Below are 19,719 nucleotides of genomic sequence, written 5' to 3' on the forward strand. Positions count from 1 at the left end.
GCAAGTCTTTTGGTTGGAGCACGATCCAGCTCTTTTTGGAGCATGATCTTATCCGAAAACCGGGTCCCACTTTTCGGGATCATGCTCTAAAAATGGGAAGATCGCCTCAGTAGCGCAACACTTGGCGCAGTATCTGCCCGCCGCGCTCGACGGTAAAGCGCCACCAGCGCGTATCCTGCTGCGAGAGCTGCGCCAGTGTCGCAGCCGTATCGACGGTGGTGCCGTTCACTTCGCGCACGATGTCGCCTGGCTGGAAGCCGAAATCGGCGGCCGGAGAATCGCGGTTGATGTCGACCACGGTGACGCCTTTGAGGTCAGTGCGCAGGCCAAGCCGCTGGGCGAGCCTGGGCGACAGTTCCGCCACCTTGGCGCCGGAGAACGGACTGCGGCCATGCAGCGTCAGTTCCGAGGCCTTGGCGCCTTCCGGCGCACGCTCCAGCGGAATCTCCATCGTCGCCTGCTGGCCCTTGCTCAGGATGGCGAAGGTTGCCTTGGTGCCGATCGACAGTGTCGCCATACGATAATCCAGCGCCTCGATGCCTTCGACCGTCGTGCCGTTGAGCTGCAGCACGACGTCACCAGGCTTCAGCCCTGCCTTGGCTGCCGGTCCCGCGTCCTCGACCGAAGACACCAGCGCGCCGGTCGGCTTTTCCATGCCAAGCGATTCGGCAATCTGCGGTGTGACCGCTTCGAACTCCGCGCCGATATAGGGCCGCTCGAAGAAATCGAGCCCGGCCTTGGCCGCGTCGGCGAAGGCGCGCACCATGTTGGCCGGGATGGCAAAGCCGATGCCGATCGAGCCGCCGCTGCGGCTGTAGATGGCGGTGTTGATGCCGACCAGCTGGCCGCCCATGTTGATCAGCGCACCGCCGGAATTGCCGGGATTGATGGCAGCGTCGGTCTGGATGAAATAGCCCGAATCCGAAACGCCGATATGGCTGCGGGCAAGGGCCGAAACGATACCGCTGGTGGTGGTCTGGCCGACGCCGAACGGATTGCCGATCGCCAACACCAGGTCGCCAACCTCGAGCGCGTCGGAATCGCCGATGGCGATCACCGGGAACGGCTTGTCGGAGGTGATCTTGAGTACGGCCAGGTCGAGCGTCTCGTCCTTGAGCATGACCTTCGAGGTGAATTCGCGCCCATCGGCGGTCGCCACCTTGACCTCGTCGGCATCCTTGATGACGTGGAAATTGGTGACGACCACGCCGCTCGGATCGACCAGCACGCCGGAGCCGAGCGAGGATTGCGCGCGCGGCTGCGCCCGACCGAAGAATTCCTCGAAGAACGGATCGCCGTCGAAGGGCGATGTTACCTTGGCCGTCTGCGAGGCATAGACATTGACCACCGCCGGCGCGGTCTGCTTGACCAGCGGCGCAAAGGAAAGCTGCACCTCCTCGCGGCCGAACGGCACACGCTTGTCGGGGCCGGACGTGCCGTTCTCGCCCTCGACGCCATGCAACAGATCGGTCAGCACATCGGAGAGGCCGGGATCCGCGGGCTTGGCAGCATCCTCGGCCAGCGCCTGCCTCGCGGCCGGTGCCGCGGCAAAGGCGGCCAGCGCGCAAAGGGCGACAAGAAACAGCCGTTTGAAGTGCATTCCGAATCCTCCAGATCGGGCGTCATTGTCCCGACGATTGTGCAGAATGAAAGGCTAAGGCGATGAAATCGAATTATTTTCAGCCCAGTAATCGGCTAGAGCTCTGTCTGCAACCGGTACCGTTGTCGATCGCATGAAAAAACAGCTCGCCTCATTTCGTGATTTTCTGGCCACCGGCTGCACAGTTGGGCCGGCTCGAACATGATCTTCGTGCGCGTCGCCGATCAGGCGCTGATCTGGGGAGCCGGCTTCATGCCGCCGCGCCTGGTTTCGAACGCCACCGTTGTGAGGATGGCGAGGGCAGCCACCAGCATGGCGGCGAACAATGGTTGCAAACCCATGGCGCGTGCGGCCTGGAGCGCCGGGACGTGGGTCGCGTAGAGAGGATAGGAGATCGCACCGGCCCAGATTGCCCAGCCCATGCGAGGCAGCCCAAGCGAAGCGCGCACGATGAAGGGGCATGCGACCAGGGCGCCCATTTCGAAAGCCGGGGTGAACGAGGCAAGCGCGAGCGAAATCGCAAAGGCAGTGACGGCCAGCAGAGGGTATCGGCCAAGAGGAACATCGCCATAGGTGCGGAAAATCCAGACGCCGACTAGGTAGCAGGTGAGCTCCCGCGGGATAAGCCAGAGGACCGATGCAAAGGCAGGGCTCCACAGAGATAAGCCCGTCGCGAAGCTAGCGATGAAGACCAACGCTGCCGCCACGGCCAAGATCAGCACTTGCAGGTTGGAAATTTTCGAGATGATCGCCCCGTGCAGGACATTGCAGACGATCTCGACGAAGAGCGACCAAGCTGGGCCGTTGAGCGGGAATGCTGGCCGCCCGACTACGGGAAGAAAAAGCAGGATCAGGCCATAAGCCACAAAGAGCGGGGCGGAAATGCCTTGGAATGCGATCATCAACACCAAGCCGATGGTCGAGCCGATCGCCAGTGGCCGAAACAGCCGGCGGTATCGCAAGTCGATGAAGGCGACGGTGGTCAGCCCGTTTCGCAGCCGCTCCTCATAGGTTCTGGTCAAGACGAAACCGGACAAGACGAAGAACAGATCGACCGCTGCCGAGGGGTTGAGCGGCGGCAAGGGAAGATGATTGACGCGCGCAAAATGATGCATGGCAACGGCGATCGCAGCGACCCCGCGCAGAGCGTCCAGTCCGTAAAGTCGTCCCCCCATGTTGACGCCAATATTGCTGAAGTCGAGTGAAATGCAAGCAGAGACCGGTCAAAGGTCAAAACCGCATGATGTTGCAATCAACACCACCTGCCCCGCGCTGCCCGGACCCTAGTCGGCAGCTGGGACTTTTCGACCAATGTCACTCAGATGGACTATCTGAATCTGCTTCGATAGCCGGTCGGAAAGGCAAACGAAAAAGGGGCCTGCAGGCCTAAGGCGATGAAATCGAATTATTTTCAGCCCAGTAATCGGCTAGAGCTCTGTCTGCAACCGGTACCGTTGTCGATCGCATGAAAAAACACCTCGCCTCATTTCGTGATTTTCTGGCCACCGGCAAGTTAGGACCGGTGTCGCCCGGCATGAAACTGATTGAGGTCGCCGAGACACTCGGTTCACCAGACGGGTGGAACATCGATGATGGCGACCTTGTTCCGCTTTATTGGTTTTTCGGCCCGCTGGAGATTTCTTTCGACAGCATCGCTCCATACCAGATGAACTGGTTTCAGATCGAAGGCGCTGCGCAACTCAGGGGCAAATCTGAATCTCTGACAGAGCAGCTGAAGTTGTCTTTGGATGGATTTAGCGGTGCGACGAAACCCTCGGAATTCCTTGCTGCAGGTCTGTGGGATACCACACAAACAACCGTCTACTATGGAGCTGTAAGCGACGATATCCTGCTGAACATCTGCGCTGGCTCCATCCAGATTCACTTCCAGGTCGCCACTGCGTTCATTGGCGATCAAGAAGCGATTGAATATCTCAACGAATCGACACTGTCCCAGCTGGTTCGAGCAATCGATGCTCGAACCAAGGTCAACAGCATTTATTCATACCCGCAGACTGCCAGGGAAGAGATGCCTGGGGCATTCAACTGGCACTCGTTGACCGGTCAGGACTATCTGAATCTGCTTCGATAGCTGGTCGCGGAGCCAAACGAAAAAGGGGCCCGAAGGCCCCTTGAAGTCATTGCTGGAAAACCGAGCCTTATGCGGCCGCGGTTTCCTCGTTGGCAACTTCGGCCTCAAGGCGAGCACGGTCGCCGGCGCCCTTGGCGTCGGTGTCGCGGTCGACGAACTCGATGACCGCCATGGCGGCATTGTCGCCGTGGCGGAAGCCCGCCTTCATGATGCGCAGGTAGCCGCCGTTGCGGTTGGCGTAGCGCGGCGCGATCGTGTCGAACAGGCGCTTGACGACGCCTTCATTGCCGATCTGGGCAATAACCTGGCGGCGCGCGTGCAGGTCGCCACGCTTGCCGAGCGTAACCAGCTTCTCGACGATCGGACGCAGGTCCTTTGCCTTCGGCAAGGTGGTGACGATCTGCTCGTGTTCGAGCAACGACACGGCGAGGTTGGCGAACATTGACTTGCGGTGGCTAATGCTTCGGGCGAAGCGGCGGCCTTTGAAACCGTGGCGCATGGCTCTTTTCCTTCTTCAGTTGTTCAAGAGGCCACGGCCTCTGATGGTTTTCCGCATGACCGTCGGATCGAGCGGCCCAAGCCGCCGATCCTTGGAATTCATGCTCAATATTGGTCTTCGTAACGCTTGGCGAGGTCTTCAATGTTTTCCGGCGGCCAGTCCGGCACTTCCATGCCGAGGTGCAGGCCCATCGCCGCCAAGACTTCCTTGATCTCGTTCAGCGACTTGCGGCCGAAGTTCGGGGTGCGCAGCATCTCGGCTTCGGTTTTCTGGATGAGATCGCCGATGTAGACGATGTTGTCGTTCTTCAGGCAGTTGGCCGAACGCACCGAAAGCTCGAGTTCGTCGACCTTCTTGAGCAGCGCCGGGTTGAAGGCGAGCTCGGTGACGGCTTCGGTGGCGACTTCCTTCTGCGGCTCGTCGAAGTTGACGAACAGGCCAAGCTGGTCCTGCAGGATGCGGGCGGCGAAAGCCACCGCGTCCTCACCCGAGATCGAACCGTCGGTCTCGATGGTCATGGTCAGCTTGTCATAGTCGAGAACCTGGCCCTCGCGGGTGTTTTCGACCTTGTAGGAGACCTTCTTGACCGGCGAATACAGGCTGTCGACCGGGATCAGGCCGATCGGCGCGTCTTCGGCGCGGTTGCGCTCTGCCGGGACATAGCCCTTGCCGGTGTCGACGGTGAATTCCATGCGGATTTCAGCGCCTTCGTCCAGCGTGCAGATGACGTGGTCGGGGTTGAGGATCTCGACGTCGCCAACCGTCTGGATGTCGCCAGCCAGAACCGCACCCGGACCCTGCTTGCGAACGACCATGCGCTTGGGACCATCGCCTTCCATCCGGATGGCGATTTCCTTGATGTTGAGCACGATGTCGGTCACGTCTTCACGCACACCGGCGATCGACGAGAATTCATGCAGAACGCCGTCGATCTGCACGGCGGTCACAGCCGCACCGCGCAGCGAAGACAGAAGCACGCGGCGCAGCGCGTTGCCGAGCGTCAGGCCAAAGCCGCGCTCGAGCGGCTCGGCGACCAGCGTGGTCAGCGTCTTCTTCTTCGACGAGAACTCGATCTTGTTCGGCTTGATCAGTTCCTGCCAATTTTTCTGGATCATGATGCTTTCCTTCCGTTGACCCGCCACCATCCAATCGTGGCGGGCGACCTGGAGTGCCGTGGAGGAGCGCCAGAGGCGCTCGCGCGGCGTTCGGTAATGTCTTAGACGCGGCGCTTCTTGCGCGGGCGGCAGCCATTGTGCGGGATCGGCGTCACATCACGGATCGAGGTGATGGTGAAGCCGGCCGCCTGCAGGGCGCGAAGCGCCGATTCACGACCGGAGCCGGGTCCGCAGACCTCGACTTCGAGCATGCGCATGCCGTGTTCCTGGGCCTTCTTGGCGACGTCTTCGGCAGCCATCTGGGCTGCGAACGGGGTCGACTTGCGCGAACCCTTGAAGCCCTGGGCACCGGCCGACGACCAGGCAATCGAATTGCCCTGCGCGTCGGTAATGGTGATCATCGTGTTGTTGAAGGTCGAATTGACGTGGGCAACGCCCGACGAGATGTTCTTGCGTTCGCGACGGCGAACACGAGCGGCTTCCTTGGCCATGATAGTCCTTTCAGTTGATCTCTACACCGCCGTAATGCCAGCGGCTCCACCTTACAAAGGGAGTAGGGGAATAGGGCAGTAAGGGAGTAGGGAAAAATGCGCCCCGATCGACGGGCATTCCCTACTGCCTTACTCCCCTACTCCCTTATTCCCCTAAATTACTTCTTCTTGCCGGCGATCGACTTGGCCGGGCCCTTGCGGGTGCGTGCATTGGTGTGCGTGCGCTGGCCGCGAACCGGCAGCGAGCGGCGGTGACGCAGGCCACGGTAGCAGCCGAGGTCCATCAGACGCTTGATATTCATCGAGACTTCGCGGCGCAGGTCGCCTTCGACCTGGTAGTCGCGGTCGATGGTCTCGCGGATCTGCAGCACTTCCGCGTCGGTCAACTGGTTGACGCGGCGCTCGGCCGGGATGCCGACCTTGTCGACGATCTCCTGGGCGAACTTCTTGCCAATGCCGTGAATGTACTGAAGCGCAATGACGACGCGCTTGTTGGTCGGAATGTTGACGCCGGCTATACGAGCCATATTCTTCTCTTCTCCATGTGGGCTGGACGAACCAGCGCTATCCAAAATTCCCCGCGTCCGGTGGAGGCCGGCCCATGCGGGAGTTTCCTAGTTTCAATGCGGCTGCCTTGCCCTTGCGGACAAGCAAGCCTCATGCCTGATAGGAAGACGGGCCGCCATAACCCAGCGAACCGTTCCAGTCAAGCGCAATCTTTACTTTGCCGTAACGGTCTCCCGCGGTACTGCGGCGAGCAGAGCTTCGATCTCCGCCGTCACAGTGTCGATACCGGCCATGCCGTCGACGCTCTTCAGCGTGCGTTTGGCGTAGTAATAGCCGATCAGCGGAGCGGTCTTCTTGTAATATTCCCGCAGGCGCTCTTCGAACACCACCGGGTTGTCGTCCTTGCGCACCGGCTGGCCGGCGGCCTTGGCGTCTTCGGCGCGCTTGACGATGCGGCCGACCAGCGCCTTGTCGTCGACGACGAACTCGATCACGGCGTCGAGGCCGATGCCGCGCTCGGCGAGCATCGATTCAACCGCATCGGCTTGCACCAACGTGCGCGGATAGCCGTCGAGGATGAAACCGTTGCCGCAATCGGGCTGATCGATGCGCTCGGCCACGATGGCGTTGACGATGGCGTCGGATACCAACTCGCCGGCATCCATCACCGCCTTGGCGCGCTTGCCGACTTCGGTGCCGGCCTGCACGGCAGCCCGCAGCATGTCGCCCGTCGACAGCTGGGGTATGCCGTATTTGTCTACCAGTCTTTGTGCTTGCGTCCCCTTGCCCGCTCCTGGCGGCCCAAGCAATATCAATCTCATCTGGCCTTCTTCCCCCCGCGCAACTTCGACTTCTTGATCAGGCCCTCATACTGGTGCGCGATCAGGTGACCCTGAATCTGCGCCACCGTATCGAGGGTTACACTGACCACGATCAGAAGCGATGTGCCACCGAGGTAGAATGGTACGCCAGTCGCCGAAATCAGGAATTCGGGCAGCAGGCACACCAGCACCAGATAGATGGCGCCGACGACGGTGATGCGCGTCAGGACATAGTCGATGTAATCGGCGGTGCGCTCACCCGGACGGTAGCCGGGAATGAAGCCGGAATGCTTCTTGAGCTGGTCGGCGGTGTCCTTGGGATTGAACACGATGGCCGTGTAGAAGAAGGCGAAGAACACGATCATGCCCGCATAGAACAGCATATAGAGCGGCTGGCCGTGGCCGAGCGAGGCGAGCACGGTGCTGGCCCAGGCCGGCAGGTTCGTCGTCTGCGAGAAGCCGGCGACCGTTGCCGGCAAAAGCAGCAGCGACGAGGCGAAGATCGGCGGAATGACGCCCGACGTGTTGAGCTTCAGCGGCAGATGCGAGGTGTCGCCCTGGAACATGCGGTTGCCGACCTGGCGCTTCGGATACTGGATCAGCAGGCGGCGCTGGGCGCGCTCGAAGAAGACGATCAGCGCAATGACGATGATGGCCAGCACGATGATTGCGAGAATGAGGCCAGTCGATAGCGCACCGGTGCGGCCGAGTTCCAGCGTGCCGGAGATGGCGCGTGGCAGGCCGGCCACAATGCCGGAGAAGATGATCAGCGAAATGCCGTTGCCGATGCCGCGCGCGGTGATCTGCTCGCCCAACCACATCAGGAACATGGTGCCGCCGACCAGCGTGACGACGGTCGAGATGCGGAAGAACATACCGGGATCGTTGACGATGCCGTTGCCGCCTTCGAGGCCCACCGAAATGCCATACGCCTGCACCAGCGCCAAAAGCACCGTGCCGTAGCGCGTGTACTGGTTGATGACCTTGCGGCCCTGCTCGCCTTCCTTCTTCAGCGCTTCCAGCGACGGAATGACCGAGGTCATCAGCTGCATGATGATGGAGGCCGAGATGTAAGGCATGATGCCGAGCGCGAAGATCGCCATGCGTTGCACGGCGCCGCCGGCAAACATGTTGAACATGCCGAGCACGCCCTTGGCCTGCGAAGAGAAGGCCTGAGCGAAGGCATCGGGGTTGATGCCGGGCAGCGGAATATAGGTGCCGAGGCGATAGACGAGCAGCGCGCCTACGGTGAACCAGATTCGCTTCTTCAGGTCCTCCGCCTTGGCGAAGGCCGCAAAATTCAGATTCGAGGCTAGTTGTTCTGCAGCCGAAGCCATGCCTGATTCTCCGCTAGAGCATGATGCCGAAAAGTGTGAAGCGGTTTTCGGATAACATCATGCGCTACTTCTTGATTTCTATGTCACGCTCGATGCCCGCAGCTCAGGCGGCGCGTGTCACCGAAGCTCACGAGATAAGCTCCGGGCTCTCAACATGCAAGCGGCCGCGTTGACGCGGCCGCTCAATTGATCGGATCAAAGCGCAATCGTGAGCAAAAACGAATACCGTTCCTGCCTGGTGCGCTTCAAATTGCCGTTACTCGGCAGCGGCCGCTTCCGGCAGCTTGACCGAACCGCCGGCCTTTTCGATCTTCTCGATCGCAGCCTTGGAGGCGCCGGCGACGTCGAAGGCAAGCTTTGCCTTGAGCTCGCCATCCGAGAGGATGCGCACGCCGTCCTTGACGCGGCGGATGACGCCTGCGGCAACCAGTGCCTCGGCCGTCACGGTCGCCTTGGCGTCGAGCTTCTTGGCATCGAGCGCGGTCTGGATACGGGCCAGCGACACGACGACAAAGCTCTTGGCGAAGATGTTGTTGAAGCCACGCTTCGGCAGGCGCCGGTAGAGCGGCATCTGGCCACCCTCGAAGCCGTTGATGGCGACGCCGGAGCGTGCCTTCTGGCCCTTGACGCCGCGACCGCCGGTCTTGCCCGAGCCGGAGCCGATGCCACGGCCGAGACGCTTCTTGGAGTGCGTCGCGCCGTCCTTGTCACGCAGATCGTTGAGTTTCATCTGGGTTCTCCTGCGCTTTTGCTCAGCCCTCGTCCACGACGCGGACGAGATGCTGGACGGCAGCGATCATGCCGCGCACCGAGGGAGTGTCCTCCAGCGTGCGCTGCTTGTGCATCTTGTTGAGGCCGAGGCCGACCAGCGTCGCGCGCTGTTCCTTCGGACGGCGGATCGGCGAACCGATCTGCTCAACGGTGATGGTCTTGGTTGCTTTCTTGGCCATGGTCAAAATCCCTGGTCAGATCGACTATTCTTCAGCCGCAACGGCGGTGCCGCGGCGGGCCTGAAGGGTCGAATACTTGATGCCGCGCGCAGCAGCCACATCCTTGGGATGCATCTGGCTCTTCAGCGCGTCGAACGTGGCGCGAACCATGTTGTAGGGGTTCGAGGAACCCATCGACTTGGCAACCACGTCATGCATGCCGAGCGTCTCGAAGACAGCGCGCATCGGGCCGCCGGCGATGATGCCGGTACCCTGCTTGGCAGCGCGCAGCAGCACGCGTCCCGCACCCCAGCGTCCCTCGACGTCGTGGTGCAGCGTGCGGCCCGAGCGCAGCGGCACGAAGATCATGTCGCGCTTGGCCGATTCGGTTGCCTTGCGGATCGCTTCCGGCACTTCGCGCGCCTTGCCGTGACCGAAGCCGACGCGGCCCTTCTGGTCGCCGACGACGACGAGTGCTGCAAAACCGAAGCGACGGCCGCCCTTGACGACCTTGGCGACGCGGTTGATGTGGACGAGCTTGTCCACCATGCCGTCATCGCGCTCTTCACGATCGCGGCCGCGGCCGCCATCCCTACGTTCCTGTGCCATATCCTGTTCCTTGTTTTTTTCCGGAAGCACGGTTGCTGATAAGATCCGGCGCCTCGCCCCGAATAAATCGGGAAACGGTCGCCGGGGGCGAAATTAGAAGCTCAGACCACCTTCACGGGCGGCCTCGGCCAGCGCCTTGACGCGGCCGTGATAGATGTACGCGCCGCGGTCGAAGACGACTTCCTTGACGCCAGCCTTGGTGGCGCGCTCCGCGATCAGCTTGCCGATCGCGGCCGCAGCCGCGGTGTCGGCGCCGGTCTTGAGCGAACCCTTGAGGTCCTTCTCGAGCGTCGAAGCGGCGACGATGGTGTGGCCCTTGGCGTCGTCGATGACCTGCACGTAGATGTTCTTCGACGTGCGGTGAACCGACAGACGCGGACGCTCGCCGGCGACCTTCTTGATCTGGCGACGAACGCGCTGCGCGCGGCGCTGGATGGATTCCTTGTTAGCCATGGTGGTCTTCCTTGCCTTCAAAAAACGGGGGCCGCCCTATGCGGTAGGCGAAAGCGCCTCCCGCGACCGCTCCCCGCGGCGTTGCATTTCTTTGGCTTGGCCTTTTCCGAAAAGTCTGCAACTTTTCGTGGCCAGACCTACTACTTCTTCTTGCCTTCCTTGCGGACGATCTTCTCGCCGGCATAGCGGACACCCTTGCCCTTGTAAGGCTCGGGACCGCGATACTCGCGGATCTCGGCGGCGACCTGGCCGACCTGCTGCTTGTCGATGCCGGTCACGGTGATTTCCGTCGGCTTCGGCACAGTGATCGTGATGCCAGCCGGCGTCTCGTAGACGACGTCATGGCTGAAGCCAAGAGCCAGCTGCAGGTTCTTGCCCTGAAGGGCGGCGCGATAGCCGACGCCGGTGATCTCGAGCTTCTTCTCAAAACCGTCCTTGACGCCCTGCAGAATGTTGACGATCTGCGTGCGCGACATGCCCCACTTGGAGCGGGCGGTCTTGGTCTGGTCACGCGGCTGGACAGCGATCTCGCTGCCTTCCATCTTGACCAGCACTTCGTCGTTCACCACGAACTTCAGCTCGCCCTTGGGGCCCTTCGCCGTCACGGTCTGGCCGTTGACGGTCGCGGTCACGCCCTGCGGCAGCGAAACGGGTTTCTTTCCAATACGAGACATTTGTTTGTCCTCGTCACTTCTCTTGTTTCAGGTCTGCCGAATTAGAAAATCTGGCAGAGGATTTCGCCGCCGACATTCTGTTCGCGTGCTTCGTGGTCGGCCATCACGCCCTTCGGCGTCGAAAGGATGGCGATGCCGAGGCCGTTGGCGACGTGCGGGATCGACTTGGCCGAGACGTAAACGCGGCGGCCCGGCTTCGAGACGCGGGCGATTTCGCGCACGACCGGAGCACCGTCGAAATACTTCAGCTCGATTTCGATCTCGGACTTGCCGTTGTCGAAGTCGGTCTGGCTGTAGTCGCGGATATAGCCTTCAGCCTTCAGCACGTCGAGGACGCGGGTACGCAGGCGCGAGGCCGGCGTCGAGACGCTCGACTTCTTGCGGCCATACGCGTTGCGGATGCGGGTCAGCATATCGCCGAGAGGATCGCTCAATGACATGTTATGTCCTCCTTACCAGCTCGACTTGACCAGGCCCGGGATCTGGCCGTTATTGCCGAGATCACGAAGCGCGATGCGCGATACTTTGAGCTTGCGATAGTAGGCGCGCGGGCGCCCCGTCACTTCGCAGCGGTTGCGGATGCGGATCTTGGCCGAGTTGCGCGGCAGGGCAGCCAGCTTCAGCTGAGCGCGGAAGCGCTCTTCCATCGGCTTGGACTGGTCCATGATGATCGCCTTCAGCGCAGCGCGCTTGGGACCGTACTGGTCGGCAAGCTTGCGGCGCCTGTTGTTCTTCTCGACTGAGCTGGTCTTTGCCATTTCAGATTTTTCCTTTTCTCGCTGCCGTTACTGGCGGAAGGGGAAGTTGAAGGCCTTGAGCAATGCCCTGGCTTCGTCGTCCGTCTTCGCAGTCGTACAAACGATGACGTCCATGCCCCAGATCTGATCAACCTTGTCGTAGTTGATCTCCGGGAACACGATGTGTTCCTTGATGCCCATGGCGTAGTTGCCACGGCCATCGAAGCTCTTCGGATTCAGTCCGCGGAAGTCGCGGACGCGCGGCAGTGCGATGTTCACGAGGCGGTCGAGGAACTCGTACATGCGTTCCTTGCGCAACGTGACCTTGGCGCCGATCGGCATCTTCTCGCGGACCTTGAAGCCGGCGATGGAGTTGCGGGCGCGGGTGACGACGGCCTTCTGGCCGGCGATCATCGCCAGGTCTTCGGCCGCAATCGAAGGCTTCTTCGAATCCGCGGTCGCTTCGCCGACGCCCATGTTCAGTACGATCTTGTCGATGCGCGGAACCTGCATCTCGTTGTCGTAGCCGAACTGCTCCTGCAACGCCTTGCGGATGGTCTCGTTGTAGACCTGCTTGAGGCGCGGCGTGTTATTGGCCTTGGACTGTTTGCTTTCAGCCTTGGGCTTCGTGGTTTGAGCCTTAGCCATTGATGACTTCTCCCGAGCGCTTGGCGACGCGCACCTTCTTGCCGTCCTTCTGGAAGATGAAACCGACGCGGGTCGGCTTGCCATCCTTGGGGTCGGCCAGCGCGATGTTCGACAGCTGGATCGGCGCTTCCTTGGTGATGATCCCGCCCTCTTGGGACTGGGACTGCTTCTGGTGACGGCGGATCATGTTGACGCCACGCACCAGCGCGGTGTCTTCCTTCGGCTGAACCGAGAGGACTTCGCCCGAACGGCCCTTGTCCTTGCCGGCCAGCACGACGACCTTGTCGCCTTTTCTAATCTTTTGCATTGGTCCGGCTCCTTACAGCACTTCAGGCGCGAGCGAGATGATCTTCATGTGGTTCTTGGCGCGGAGTTCGCGCGGAACCGGTCCGAAGATACGCGTGCCGATCGGCTCTTTCTTGTTGTCGACGAGAACGGCCGCGTTCTTGTCGAAACGGATCACGCTGCCGTCCGGGCGGCGGATGTCCTTGGCCGTGCGAACCACGACCGCCTTCATCACATCGCCCTTCTTAACGCGGCCGCGCGGAATGGCTTCCTTGATGGACACCACGATGATGTCGCCCACGGAAGCGTATTTCCGCTTCGAGCCGCCCAGCACCTTGATGCACATGACACGACGCGCGCCGGAATTATCCGCGACGTCGAGGTTTGTTTGCATCTGAATCATGACTGGCCGCCTTCTTCTTTTCTAACGGGACGGGCTCAAAGCCCCTCCCCGGTCTGTCCAAAATTCGTTGTTTACGCCTGGTCCGAAGACACGACGATCCAGCGCTTATCCTTGGAAATCGGCTTCGATTCCTGGATGAACACCTCGTCGCCGACCTTGTGGGCGTTGTTCTCGTCGTGCGCCTTGTACTTCTTGGTCATGCGCACGGTCTTCTTCATCACGGGATGCGTGAAGCGCCGTTCGACCTTGACGACTACCGTCTTCTCGTTTTTGTCGCTGACGACGGTGCCCTGCAGAATGCGCTTTGGCATGGTTTTCGTCCTTAAGCCTTCTTGGCCGCGGACTTTTCCGCAGCGATGGTCTTGATACGCGCAATGTCCTTGCGGACCTGCCTCACGCGCGCGGTCTTCTCGAGCTGGCCGGTGGCCTTCTGGAAGCGCAGGTTGAACTGCTCCTTCTTCAGGCTGGCCAAATCGTCGGTCAGCTGGTCCTGGGTCTTGGTCCGGATGTCTTCGGCTTTCATGATCAGCCCGTCCTTATTCTGCGATGCGCTGTACGAAGCGCGTCCTGACCGAGAGCTTGGCCGCGCCGAGACGCAGCGCCTCACGGGCGGTTTCTTCGTTGACGCCGTCGATCTCGAACATGATGCGGCCCGGCTTGACGCGCGCCGCCCAGTAATCGACCGCGCCCTTACCCTTACCCATGCGCACTTCGGTCGGCTTCGACGTTACCGGCACATCGGGGAAAATACGGATCCACACGCGGCCGGCGCGCTTCATCTCACGAGTGATCGCGCGGCGGGCCGCCTCGATCTCACGCGCGGTGACGCGGTTCGGCTCAAGCGCCTTCAGCCCGAAACCACCGAAATCCAGGTTGGTGCCGCCCTTTGCGGTACCATGGATACGGCCCTTGAACTGCTTGCGGAACTTTGTGCGCTTTGGCTGCAGCATCGTTCTAACTCCAAATTCCTAAATAATCAGGCGTTTTCGCGACGACGACCGCGTTCGCGATCACCACCACCGCCATGCGCAGCATCACCCTCGGTCGCGCGACGCTCCGAAGCCATCGGATCGTGTTCGAGGATTTCGCCCTTGAACACCCAGACCTTGACGCCGCAGATGCCGTAAGCCGTGTTCGCTTCGGCCGTGCCGTAGTCGACATCGGCGCGCAGCGTATGCAGCGGCACGCGGCCTTCGCGGTACCATTCCATGCGCGCGATCTCGGCGCCGCCGAGACGGCCGGCGCAGTTGATGCGGATGCCTTCGGCACCGAGGCGCATCGCCGACTGAACGGCGCGCTTCATGGCGCGGCGGAACGCGATACGACGCTCGAGCTGCTGGGCGATCGACTGGGCGACCAGGGTCGCGTCGATTTCCGGCTTGCGCACTTCAACGATGTTGAGGTGCGTCTCGGACTTCGTCATCTCCATCAGCTTCTTGCGAAGCTTCTCGATGTCGGCGCCCTTCTTGCCGATGATCAGACCCGGACGCGCCGCATGGATGGTGACGCGGCACTTCTTGTGCGGACGCTCGATCACGACCTTGGAGATCGCAGCTTGCTTGAGTTCCTTCTCAAGATACTTGCGGATCTTGATGTCCTCATGCAGCAGCTTGCCGTACTCGCCGGTGTTCGCGAACCAGCGCGAATCCCAGGTGCGGTTGATGCCGAGGCGAAGACCGATCGGATTGACTTTCTGGCCCATTATGCGGCCTCCCCTTTTTCTTCGACTTCACGAACGACGATCGTGAGGTGCGAGAACGGCTTCTCGATACGGCTGGCGCGACCGCGACCACGAGCATGGAAGCGCTTCATGACGATCGACTTGCCGACATAGGCTTCCGCCACGATCAGCGCATCGACGTCGAGGTCGTGGTTGTTTTCCGCGTTGGCGATCGCCGATTCCAGCGTCTTCTTGACCGTGCCGGAAATCCGCTTGGCCGAGAATTCGAGGTCGGAAAGCGCTGTCGCGACCTTCTTGCCGCGGATCAGCGCGGCAACCAGGTTCAGCTTCTGCGGGCTGATACGGATCGTGCGCAGAACGGCGCGCGCTTCGTTGTCAGCAAGCCTGCGCGGAGCTTTGGCCTTGCCCATGATTATTTCCTCTTCGCCTTCTTATCCGCGCCGTGACCGTAATAGGTCCGGGTCGGAGCGAATTCACCGAACTTGTGACCGACCATGTCCTCGTTCACCGAGACGGGAACATGCTTCTGGCCGTTGTAGACACCGAAGGTGAAGCCGACGAACTGCGGCAGGATGGTGGAGCGACGGCTCCACATCTTGATCACCTCATTGCGACCACCTTCACGAACCTTGTCCACCTTCTTGAGAAGGTAGCCGTCGATGAAGGGGCCTTTCCAAATAGAACGAGTCACTTGGCGTTACCTCTTCTTAGCTCTTGCGCTGATGGCGCGAGCGCAGGATGAACTTGTCGGTCGCCTTGTTGGACCGCGTCTTCTTGCCCTTGGTCGGCTTGCCCCACGGGCTGACCGGATGACGGCCACCGGAGGTGCGGCCTTCACCACCGCCATGCGGATGGTCGACCGGGTTCATGGTCACGCCGCGATTGTGCGGGCGCTTGCCGCGCCAGACCGTGCGGCCGGCCTTGCCGTCGTTGATGTTGCCGTGGTCGGGGTTCGACACGGCGCCGACGGTGGCCATGCAGGAGCCGTGAACGACACGCTGCTCGCCCGAGTTGAGGCGCAGGATCGCCATGCCCTGATCGCGACCGACCAACTGGCCGTAGCCACCGGCCGAACGGGCAACCTGAGCGCCCTTGCCCGGCTTCAGCTCGATGTTGTGGACGATCGTGCCGACCGGCATCGAGGCCAGCGGCATCGCATTGCCCGGCTTCACGTCGACCGATTCACCGGCCACGATCTTGTCGCCGGCGGCAAGGCGCTGCGGAGCGATGATGTAGGACAGCTCGCCATCGTCGTACTTGATCAGCGCGATGAAGGCGGTGCGGTTCGGATCGTATTCAATACGCTCGACCGTGCCGACAACGTCGAACTTGCGGCGCTTGAAGTCGATGATGCGGTACGAACGCTTGTGACCGCCGCCGATGAAGCGGGCCGTGATGCGGCCGTGATTGTTGCGGCCGCCCGACTTGGTCAGGCCTTCGGTCAGGCCCTTGACGGGCTTGCCCTTGTAGAGGCCCGAGCGGTCGACGATGACCAGCTGACGGGTGCTCGGCGTTACCGGGTTGAATTTTTTAAGTGCCATTGTCCTGTCCTCGCGGCCTAGCTCAGAGACCCGTCGCGACGTCGATCGACTGGCCATCGGCCAGCGTCACAATCGCCTTCTTGACGTCGCTCTGGCGGCCGATCGTGCCGCGGAAGCGCTTGATCTTGCCCTTGCGGACAAGCGTGTTCACGGCCGTAACCTTGACGCCAAACAGCGCTTCGACAGCGGCCTTGATTTCCGGCTTCGACGCCTTCTTGGCGACGTTGAAGACGACCTGGTTGTTCTCGGAAGCCATGGTCGACTTTTCGGTGATCGCCGGCGAGACGATCACGTCGTAATGACGAAGGTCGGTCATTTAAAGCGCTCCTCGAGAGCCTCGACGGCGGCCTTCGAAAGGACCAGCGTGCCGCGGCGAAGAATGTCGTAGACGTTGATGCCCTGGATGGGCAGCACGTCGATGTTCGGGATGTTGGTCGCCGCCAGCTTGAAGTTCTGGTCAAGCTCGGCACCGCCGATCACCAAAGCGTTGGTCAGGCCCAGCGTCGCGAAATTCGCGATCAGCGCCTTCGTCTTGGCCTCGGTCAGCTTCAGCTCGTCGATGATGATGATCGACGCGCTCTTGGCCTTGGCCGAGAGAGCATGCCGCAAGCCCAGAGCGCGCACCTTCTTCGGCAGATCGTGCTCGTGGCTGCGAACGACCGGGCCGTGAGCCTTGCCGCCGCCGCGGAACTGCGGAGCGCGTGCCGAATGGTGACGAGCGCGGCCCGTACCCTTCTGCTTGTACATCTTGGCGCCGGTACGCGCGATTTCCGCGCGACCCTTGGCCTTGTGCGTGCCCTGCTGGCGCTTGGCCAGCTGCCAGCGCACGACGCGCTGCAGGATGTCCTCGCGCGGATCAAGGCCGAAAATCTCCTCGGAGAGTTTCACCTTGCCGGCGTCCTTGCCGCCAAGCGTTGTGATCTTGAGATCCATTATTCTGCTCCCTCTGCGGCCGGAGCCTCGTTCTTCGCAACGGCGCGGATCGCGGCAGGCTTCGGCGCATTGGCCGGCAGTGCCACCTTGGCCGCATCGCGGACCAGGATCCAGGCGCCCTTCGATCCGGGAACCGCACCGCGGATCAGGATCAGGCCGCGATCGGCGTCGGTCGAAACGATCTCGACATTCTGTGTGGTGACGCGGGTGTCGCCCATGTGGCCAGCCATATGCTTGCCCTTGAACACCTTGCCCGGGTCCTGACGCTGGCCGGTCGAACCGTGCGTACGGTGCGAAACCGAGTTACCGTGCGTCGCGCGGCCACCACCCATGTGGTGGCGCTTGATGACGCCCTGGAAACCCTTGCCGATCGTCGTGCCCGTCACATCGACCTTCTGGCCGGCGACGAAGTGCTCGACAGTGATCTCGGCGCCGACATCGATCATGTTGTCGGCGGAGACGCGAAACTCGGCGACCTTCGCCTTCGGCTCGACGGAAGCGGTCGCGAAATGGCCGCGCATCGCCTTCGACGTGTTCTTCACCTTGGCAAGGCCAACGCCGAGCTGAACGGCCGTGTAGCCGTTCTTCTCCTGCGTGCGCTGAGCCACGACCTGGCAGTTCTCCATCTGGAGAACGGTGACGGGAACATGTTCCCCGGCATCATTATAGATGCGGGTCATTCCCACCTTCTTTGCAATCACACCTGAACGCATCGGTTCAATTCCTTTAGAGTTCCGGGCCAGGGGCACCGCCCCTTACCGCGCTCTCATTCCCTTAGAGCTTGATCTCGACGTCGACACCGGCGGCCAGATCGAGCTTCATCAAAGCATCGACGGTCTGCGGGGTCGGATCGACGATGTCGAGCAGACGCTTGTGCGTGCGCATCTCGAACTGCTCGCGGCTCTTCTTGTCGACGTGAGGCGACCGGTTGACCGTGAACTTTTCGATCCGCGTCGGCAGCGGAATGGGGCCGCGAACGTTTGCTCCGGTGCGCTTGGCCGTCGACACGATTTCTTTCGTCGAGGCGTCGAGCACGCGGTGATCAAACGCCTTCAGGCGGATGCGGATATTCTGTCCGTTCATGCGTCACTTCCTTGTTCTGGCGCGGCGCGGGCAACTCCGCGCCCGCGACAGATCGGTTTAAGTCTAATTATTCTTTGATGGTGACGACGATGCCGGCACCGACGGTGCGGCCGCCTTCACGGATGGCGAAGCGCAGCTTCTCTTCCATGGCGATCGGCACGATCAGCTCGACATCGACCGTGATGTTGTCGCCGGGCATCACCATCTCGGTGCCTTCCGGCAGCGACACGATACCGGTCACGTCCGTCGTGCGGAAATAGAACTGCGGACGGTAGTTGGTGAAGAACGGCGTGTGACGGCCACCTTCGTCCTTGGTCAGGATGTAGGCTTCAGCCACGAACTTCTTGTGCGGCTTCACCGTACCGGGCTTGGCCAGAACCTGGCCGCGCTCGACACCTTCACGATCAACGCCGCGCAGCAGCGCGCCGATGTTGTCGCCGGCCTGGCCCTGATCGAGCAGCTTGCGGAACATTTCGACGCCCGTGCAGGTCGTCTTGGTCGTCGGACGGATGCCGATGATCTCGAGTTCCTCGCCGACCTTGACAATGCCGCGCTCGACGCGGCCGGTGACGACCGTGCCACGGCCCGAGATCGAGAACACGTCTTCGATCGGCATCAGGAACGGCTTGTCCAGCGGACGAACCGGGGTCGGGATGTAGGCGTCGACCGCAGCCATCAGCTCGCGGATCGCGTCTTCGCCGATCGTCTTGTTGGAATCTTCAAGAGCCGCCAGCGCCGAACCCTTGACGATCGGAATGTCGTCGCCGGGGAATTCGTTCTTCGACAGAAGCTCGCGCACCTCGAGCTCGACCAGTTCGAGGAGTTCCGCGTCGTCGACCTGGTCGACCTTGTTCAAAAACACCACGATCGACGGCACGCCGACCTGACGGGCAAGCAGGATGTGCTCGCGGGTCTGCGGCATCGGGCCATCGGCAGCCGACACGACCAGGATCGCGCCGTCCATCTGCGCGGCACCGGTGATCATGTTCTTCACGTAGTCGGCGTGGCCGGGGCAGTCGACGTGAGCATAGTGGCGGTTGGCCGTCTCGTATTCGACGTGCGCCGTCGAGATGGTGATGCCACGGGCCTTCTCTTCGGGCGCCGCATCGATCTGGTCATAGCGCTTGTATTCGCCAAAATACTTCGTGATCGCCGCCGTCAGCGACGTCTTGCCATGGTCGACGTGACCAATCGTGCCGATGTTCACATGAGGCTTAGTGCGCTCGAATTTACCTTTTGCCATGTGATGTCTCCAATCTGCTGCCCGTACGGGCCTTGAAT

At 61.5% G+C, this 19,719-nt stretch carries 31 protein-coding genes; 1 reads left to right on the top strand and 30 read right to left on the bottom strand.

Annotated elements, in window-relative coordinates:
* Positions 1 to 106: 106 nt before the first annotated feature.
* Positions 107 to 1,600: a DegQ family serine endoprotease gene (locus AC1DYC_RS06855; protein WP_477404980.1), complete on the bottom strand. Its 1,494-nt coding sequence runs from the start codon at positions 1,598 to 1,600 to the stop codon at positions 107 to 109.
* Between the two features lie 224 nt (positions 1,601 to 1,824).
* Entirely contained in the window at positions 1,825 to 2,775 is a 951-nt protein-coding gene (locus AC1DYC_RS06860; protein ID WP_477404982.1) for an acyltransferase family protein, read from the bottom strand.
* A gap of 290 nt (positions 2,776 to 3,065) precedes the next feature.
* Between AC1DYC_RS06860 and AC1DYC_RS06865 the strand changes: the two genes are divergently transcribed.
* Positions 3,066 to 3,692: a hypothetical protein gene (locus tag AC1DYC_RS06865; protein ID WP_477404984.1), complete on the top strand. Its 627-nt coding sequence runs from the start codon at positions 3,066 to 3,068 to the stop codon at positions 3,690 to 3,692.
* Positions 3,693 to 3,759: 67 nt separating this feature from the next.
* On the opposite strand, the gene rplQ is transcribed toward AC1DYC_RS06865, so the two are convergent.
* From rplQ to tuf, 28 genes are all read right to left on the bottom strand, one after another.
* Positions 3,760 to 4,191, bottom strand: a complete 432-nt coding sequence (gene rplQ, locus AC1DYC_RS06870; RefSeq protein ID WP_477404986.1) for a 50S ribosomal protein L17 — start codon at positions 4,189 to 4,191, stop codon at positions 3,760 to 3,762.
* 104 nt (positions 4,192 to 4,295) lie between these two features.
* The gene (locus AC1DYC_RS06875) at positions 4,296 to 5,306 is read right to left on the bottom strand and encodes a DNA-directed RNA polymerase subunit alpha (RefSeq protein WP_032933403.1); all 1,011 of its coding nucleotides are present in this window, start codon (positions 5,304 to 5,306) and stop codon (positions 4,296 to 4,298) included.
* A 101-nt stretch (positions 5,307 to 5,407) separates the two neighbouring features.
* Positions 5,408 to 5,797, bottom strand: a complete 390-nt coding sequence (gene rpsK, locus AC1DYC_RS06880) for a 30S ribosomal protein S11 (RefSeq protein WP_006205444.1) — start codon at positions 5,795 to 5,797, stop codon at positions 5,408 to 5,410.
* A gap of 158 nt (positions 5,798 to 5,955) precedes the next feature.
* On the bottom strand, positions 5,956 to 6,324 hold the full coding sequence (rpsM, locus tag AC1DYC_RS06885; protein ID WP_006205445.1) for a 30S ribosomal protein S13: 369 nt from the start codon (positions 6,322 to 6,324) through the stop codon (positions 5,956 to 5,958).
* Between the two features lie 192 nt (positions 6,325 to 6,516).
* Entirely contained in the window at positions 6,517 to 7,125 is a 609-nt protein-coding gene (locus tag AC1DYC_RS06890) for an adenylate kinase (protein ID WP_477404988.1), read from the bottom strand.
* On the bottom strand, positions 7,122 to 8,462 hold the full coding sequence (secY, locus tag AC1DYC_RS06895; RefSeq protein WP_192254278.1) for a preprotein translocase subunit SecY: 1,341 nt from the start codon (positions 8,460 to 8,462) through the stop codon (positions 7,122 to 7,124). Before secY ends, AC1DYC_RS06890 begins: the two co-directional genes overlap by 4 nt.
* Before the next feature lie 256 nt (positions 8,463 to 8,718).
* A complete protein-coding gene (gene rplO / locus AC1DYC_RS06900) occupies positions 8,719 to 9,192 on the bottom strand; it encodes a 50S ribosomal protein L15 (protein WP_142865528.1) in 474 nt (157 codons plus the stop codon).
* A 22-nt stretch (positions 9,193 to 9,214) separates the two neighbouring features.
* Positions 9,215 to 9,412 (bottom strand): 50S ribosomal protein L30, encoded by a 198-nt coding sequence (gene rpmD, locus AC1DYC_RS06905; RefSeq protein WP_006205449.1) that lies wholly within the window; start codon positions 9,410 to 9,412, stop codon positions 9,215 to 9,217.
* Positions 9,413 to 9,436: 24 nt separating this feature from the next.
* Complete coding sequence (gene rpsE, locus AC1DYC_RS06910; protein WP_006333394.1) at positions 9,437 to 10,000, bottom strand: 30S ribosomal protein S5; 564 nt, start codon at positions 9,998 to 10,000, stop codon at positions 9,437 to 9,439.
* Positions 10,001 to 10,093: 93 nt separating this feature from the next.
* Entirely contained in the window at positions 10,094 to 10,453 is a 360-nt protein-coding gene (rplR, locus tag AC1DYC_RS06915) for a 50S ribosomal protein L18 (RefSeq protein ID WP_477305564.1), read from the bottom strand.
* A gap of 140 nt (positions 10,454 to 10,593) precedes the next feature.
* Positions 10,594 to 11,127: a 50S ribosomal protein L6 gene (gene rplF / locus AC1DYC_RS06920; protein WP_023682603.1), complete on the bottom strand. Its 534-nt coding sequence runs from the start codon at positions 11,125 to 11,127 to the stop codon at positions 10,594 to 10,596.
* A gap of 41 nt (positions 11,128 to 11,168) precedes the next feature.
* Positions 11,169 to 11,567, bottom strand: coding sequence for a 30S ribosomal protein S8 (gene rpsH / locus AC1DYC_RS06925; RefSeq protein ID WP_006205453.1), 399 nt, complete (start codon positions 11,565 to 11,567; stop codon positions 11,169 to 11,171).
* Positions 11,568 to 11,579: 12 nt separating this feature from the next.
* Entirely contained in the window at positions 11,580 to 11,885 is a 306-nt protein-coding gene (gene rpsN, locus AC1DYC_RS06930; protein WP_010909282.1) for a 30S ribosomal protein S14, read from the bottom strand.
* Between the two features lie 27 nt (positions 11,886 to 11,912).
* Positions 11,913 to 12,512, bottom strand: a complete 600-nt coding sequence (gene rplE, locus AC1DYC_RS06935; protein WP_477281467.1) for a 50S ribosomal protein L5 — start codon at positions 12,510 to 12,512, stop codon at positions 11,913 to 11,915.
* Positions 12,505 to 12,819: a 50S ribosomal protein L24 gene (gene rplX / locus AC1DYC_RS06940; RefSeq protein ID WP_013531428.1), complete on the bottom strand. Its 315-nt coding sequence runs from the start codon at positions 12,817 to 12,819 to the stop codon at positions 12,505 to 12,507. Before rplX ends, rplE begins: the two co-directional genes overlap by 8 nt.
* Before the next feature lie 12 nt (positions 12,820 to 12,831).
* Positions 12,832 to 13,200 carry a 50S ribosomal protein L14 gene (gene rplN / locus AC1DYC_RS06945; RefSeq protein ID WP_006205457.1) on the bottom strand — a complete coding sequence of 123 codons (369 nt, stop codon included), beginning with the start codon at positions 13,198 to 13,200 and terminating at the stop codon, positions 12,832 to 12,834.
* A 71-nt stretch (positions 13,201 to 13,271) separates the two neighbouring features.
* Positions 13,272 to 13,511 carry a 30S ribosomal protein S17 gene (rpsQ, locus tag AC1DYC_RS06950; protein ID WP_296747247.1) on the bottom strand — a complete coding sequence of 80 codons (240 nt, stop codon included), beginning with the start codon at positions 13,509 to 13,511 and terminating at the stop codon, positions 13,272 to 13,274.
* An 11-nt stretch (positions 13,512 to 13,522) separates the two neighbouring features.
* Positions 13,523 to 13,723 carry a 50S ribosomal protein L29 gene (rpmC, locus tag AC1DYC_RS06955; RefSeq protein ID WP_006205459.1) on the bottom strand — a complete coding sequence of 67 codons (201 nt, stop codon included), beginning with the start codon at positions 13,721 to 13,723 and terminating at the stop codon, positions 13,523 to 13,525.
* Positions 13,724 to 13,736: 13 nt separating this feature from the next.
* Complete coding sequence (rplP, locus tag AC1DYC_RS06960; protein WP_006205460.1) at positions 13,737 to 14,150, bottom strand: 50S ribosomal protein L16; 414 nt, start codon at positions 14,148 to 14,150, stop codon at positions 13,737 to 13,739.
* 26 nt (positions 14,151 to 14,176) lie between these two features.
* The gene (gene rpsC, locus AC1DYC_RS06965) at positions 14,177 to 14,902 is read right to left on the bottom strand and encodes a 30S ribosomal protein S3 (RefSeq protein ID WP_013895697.1); all 726 of its coding nucleotides are present in this window, start codon (positions 14,900 to 14,902) and stop codon (positions 14,177 to 14,179) included.
* Positions 14,902 to 15,291, bottom strand: a complete 390-nt coding sequence (rplV, locus tag AC1DYC_RS06970) for a 50S ribosomal protein L22 (RefSeq protein WP_006205462.1) — start codon at positions 15,289 to 15,291, stop codon at positions 14,902 to 14,904. Before rplV ends, rpsC begins: the two co-directional genes overlap by 1 nt.
* Before the next feature lie 2 nt (positions 15,292 to 15,293).
* Positions 15,294 to 15,572 carry a 30S ribosomal protein S19 gene (gene rpsS / locus AC1DYC_RS06975; protein WP_006205463.1) on the bottom strand — a complete coding sequence of 93 codons (279 nt, stop codon included), beginning with the start codon at positions 15,570 to 15,572 and terminating at the stop codon, positions 15,294 to 15,296.
* 16 nt (positions 15,573 to 15,588) lie between these two features.
* Positions 15,589 to 16,422, bottom strand: coding sequence for a 50S ribosomal protein L2 (gene rplB / locus AC1DYC_RS06980; protein WP_023706515.1), 834 nt, complete (start codon positions 16,420 to 16,422; stop codon positions 15,589 to 15,591).
* Positions 16,423 to 16,444: 22 nt separating this feature from the next.
* Positions 16,445 to 16,738, bottom strand: a complete 294-nt coding sequence (locus AC1DYC_RS06985) for a 50S ribosomal protein L23 (RefSeq protein WP_023672751.1) — start codon at positions 16,736 to 16,738, stop codon at positions 16,445 to 16,447.
* A complete protein-coding gene (rplD, locus tag AC1DYC_RS06990; protein ID WP_023672750.1) occupies positions 16,735 to 17,355 on the bottom strand; it encodes a 50S ribosomal protein L4 in 621 nt (206 codons plus the stop codon). Before rplD ends, AC1DYC_RS06985 begins: the two co-directional genes overlap by 4 nt.
* Positions 17,355 to 18,068 (bottom strand): 50S ribosomal protein L3, encoded by a 714-nt coding sequence (gene rplC / locus AC1DYC_RS06995; protein ID WP_112395064.1) that lies wholly within the window; start codon positions 18,066 to 18,068, stop codon positions 17,355 to 17,357. Before rplC ends, rplD begins: the two co-directional genes overlap by 1 nt.
* A 61-nt stretch (positions 18,069 to 18,129) precedes the next feature.
* On the bottom strand, positions 18,130 to 18,438 hold the full coding sequence (rpsJ, locus tag AC1DYC_RS07000; RefSeq protein ID WP_010909272.1) for a 30S ribosomal protein S10: 309 nt from the start codon (positions 18,436 to 18,438) through the stop codon (positions 18,130 to 18,132).
* Between the two features lie 67 nt (positions 18,439 to 18,505).
* Positions 18,506 to 19,681 (bottom strand): elongation factor Tu, encoded by a 1,176-nt coding sequence (gene tuf / locus AC1DYC_RS07005; RefSeq protein ID WP_477404990.1) that lies wholly within the window; start codon positions 19,679 to 19,681, stop codon positions 18,506 to 18,508.
* Between the last annotated feature and the right edge of the window lie 38 nt (positions 19,682 to 19,719).

Source organism: Mesorhizobium sp. P2_E7 (genome assembly GCF_056403855.1).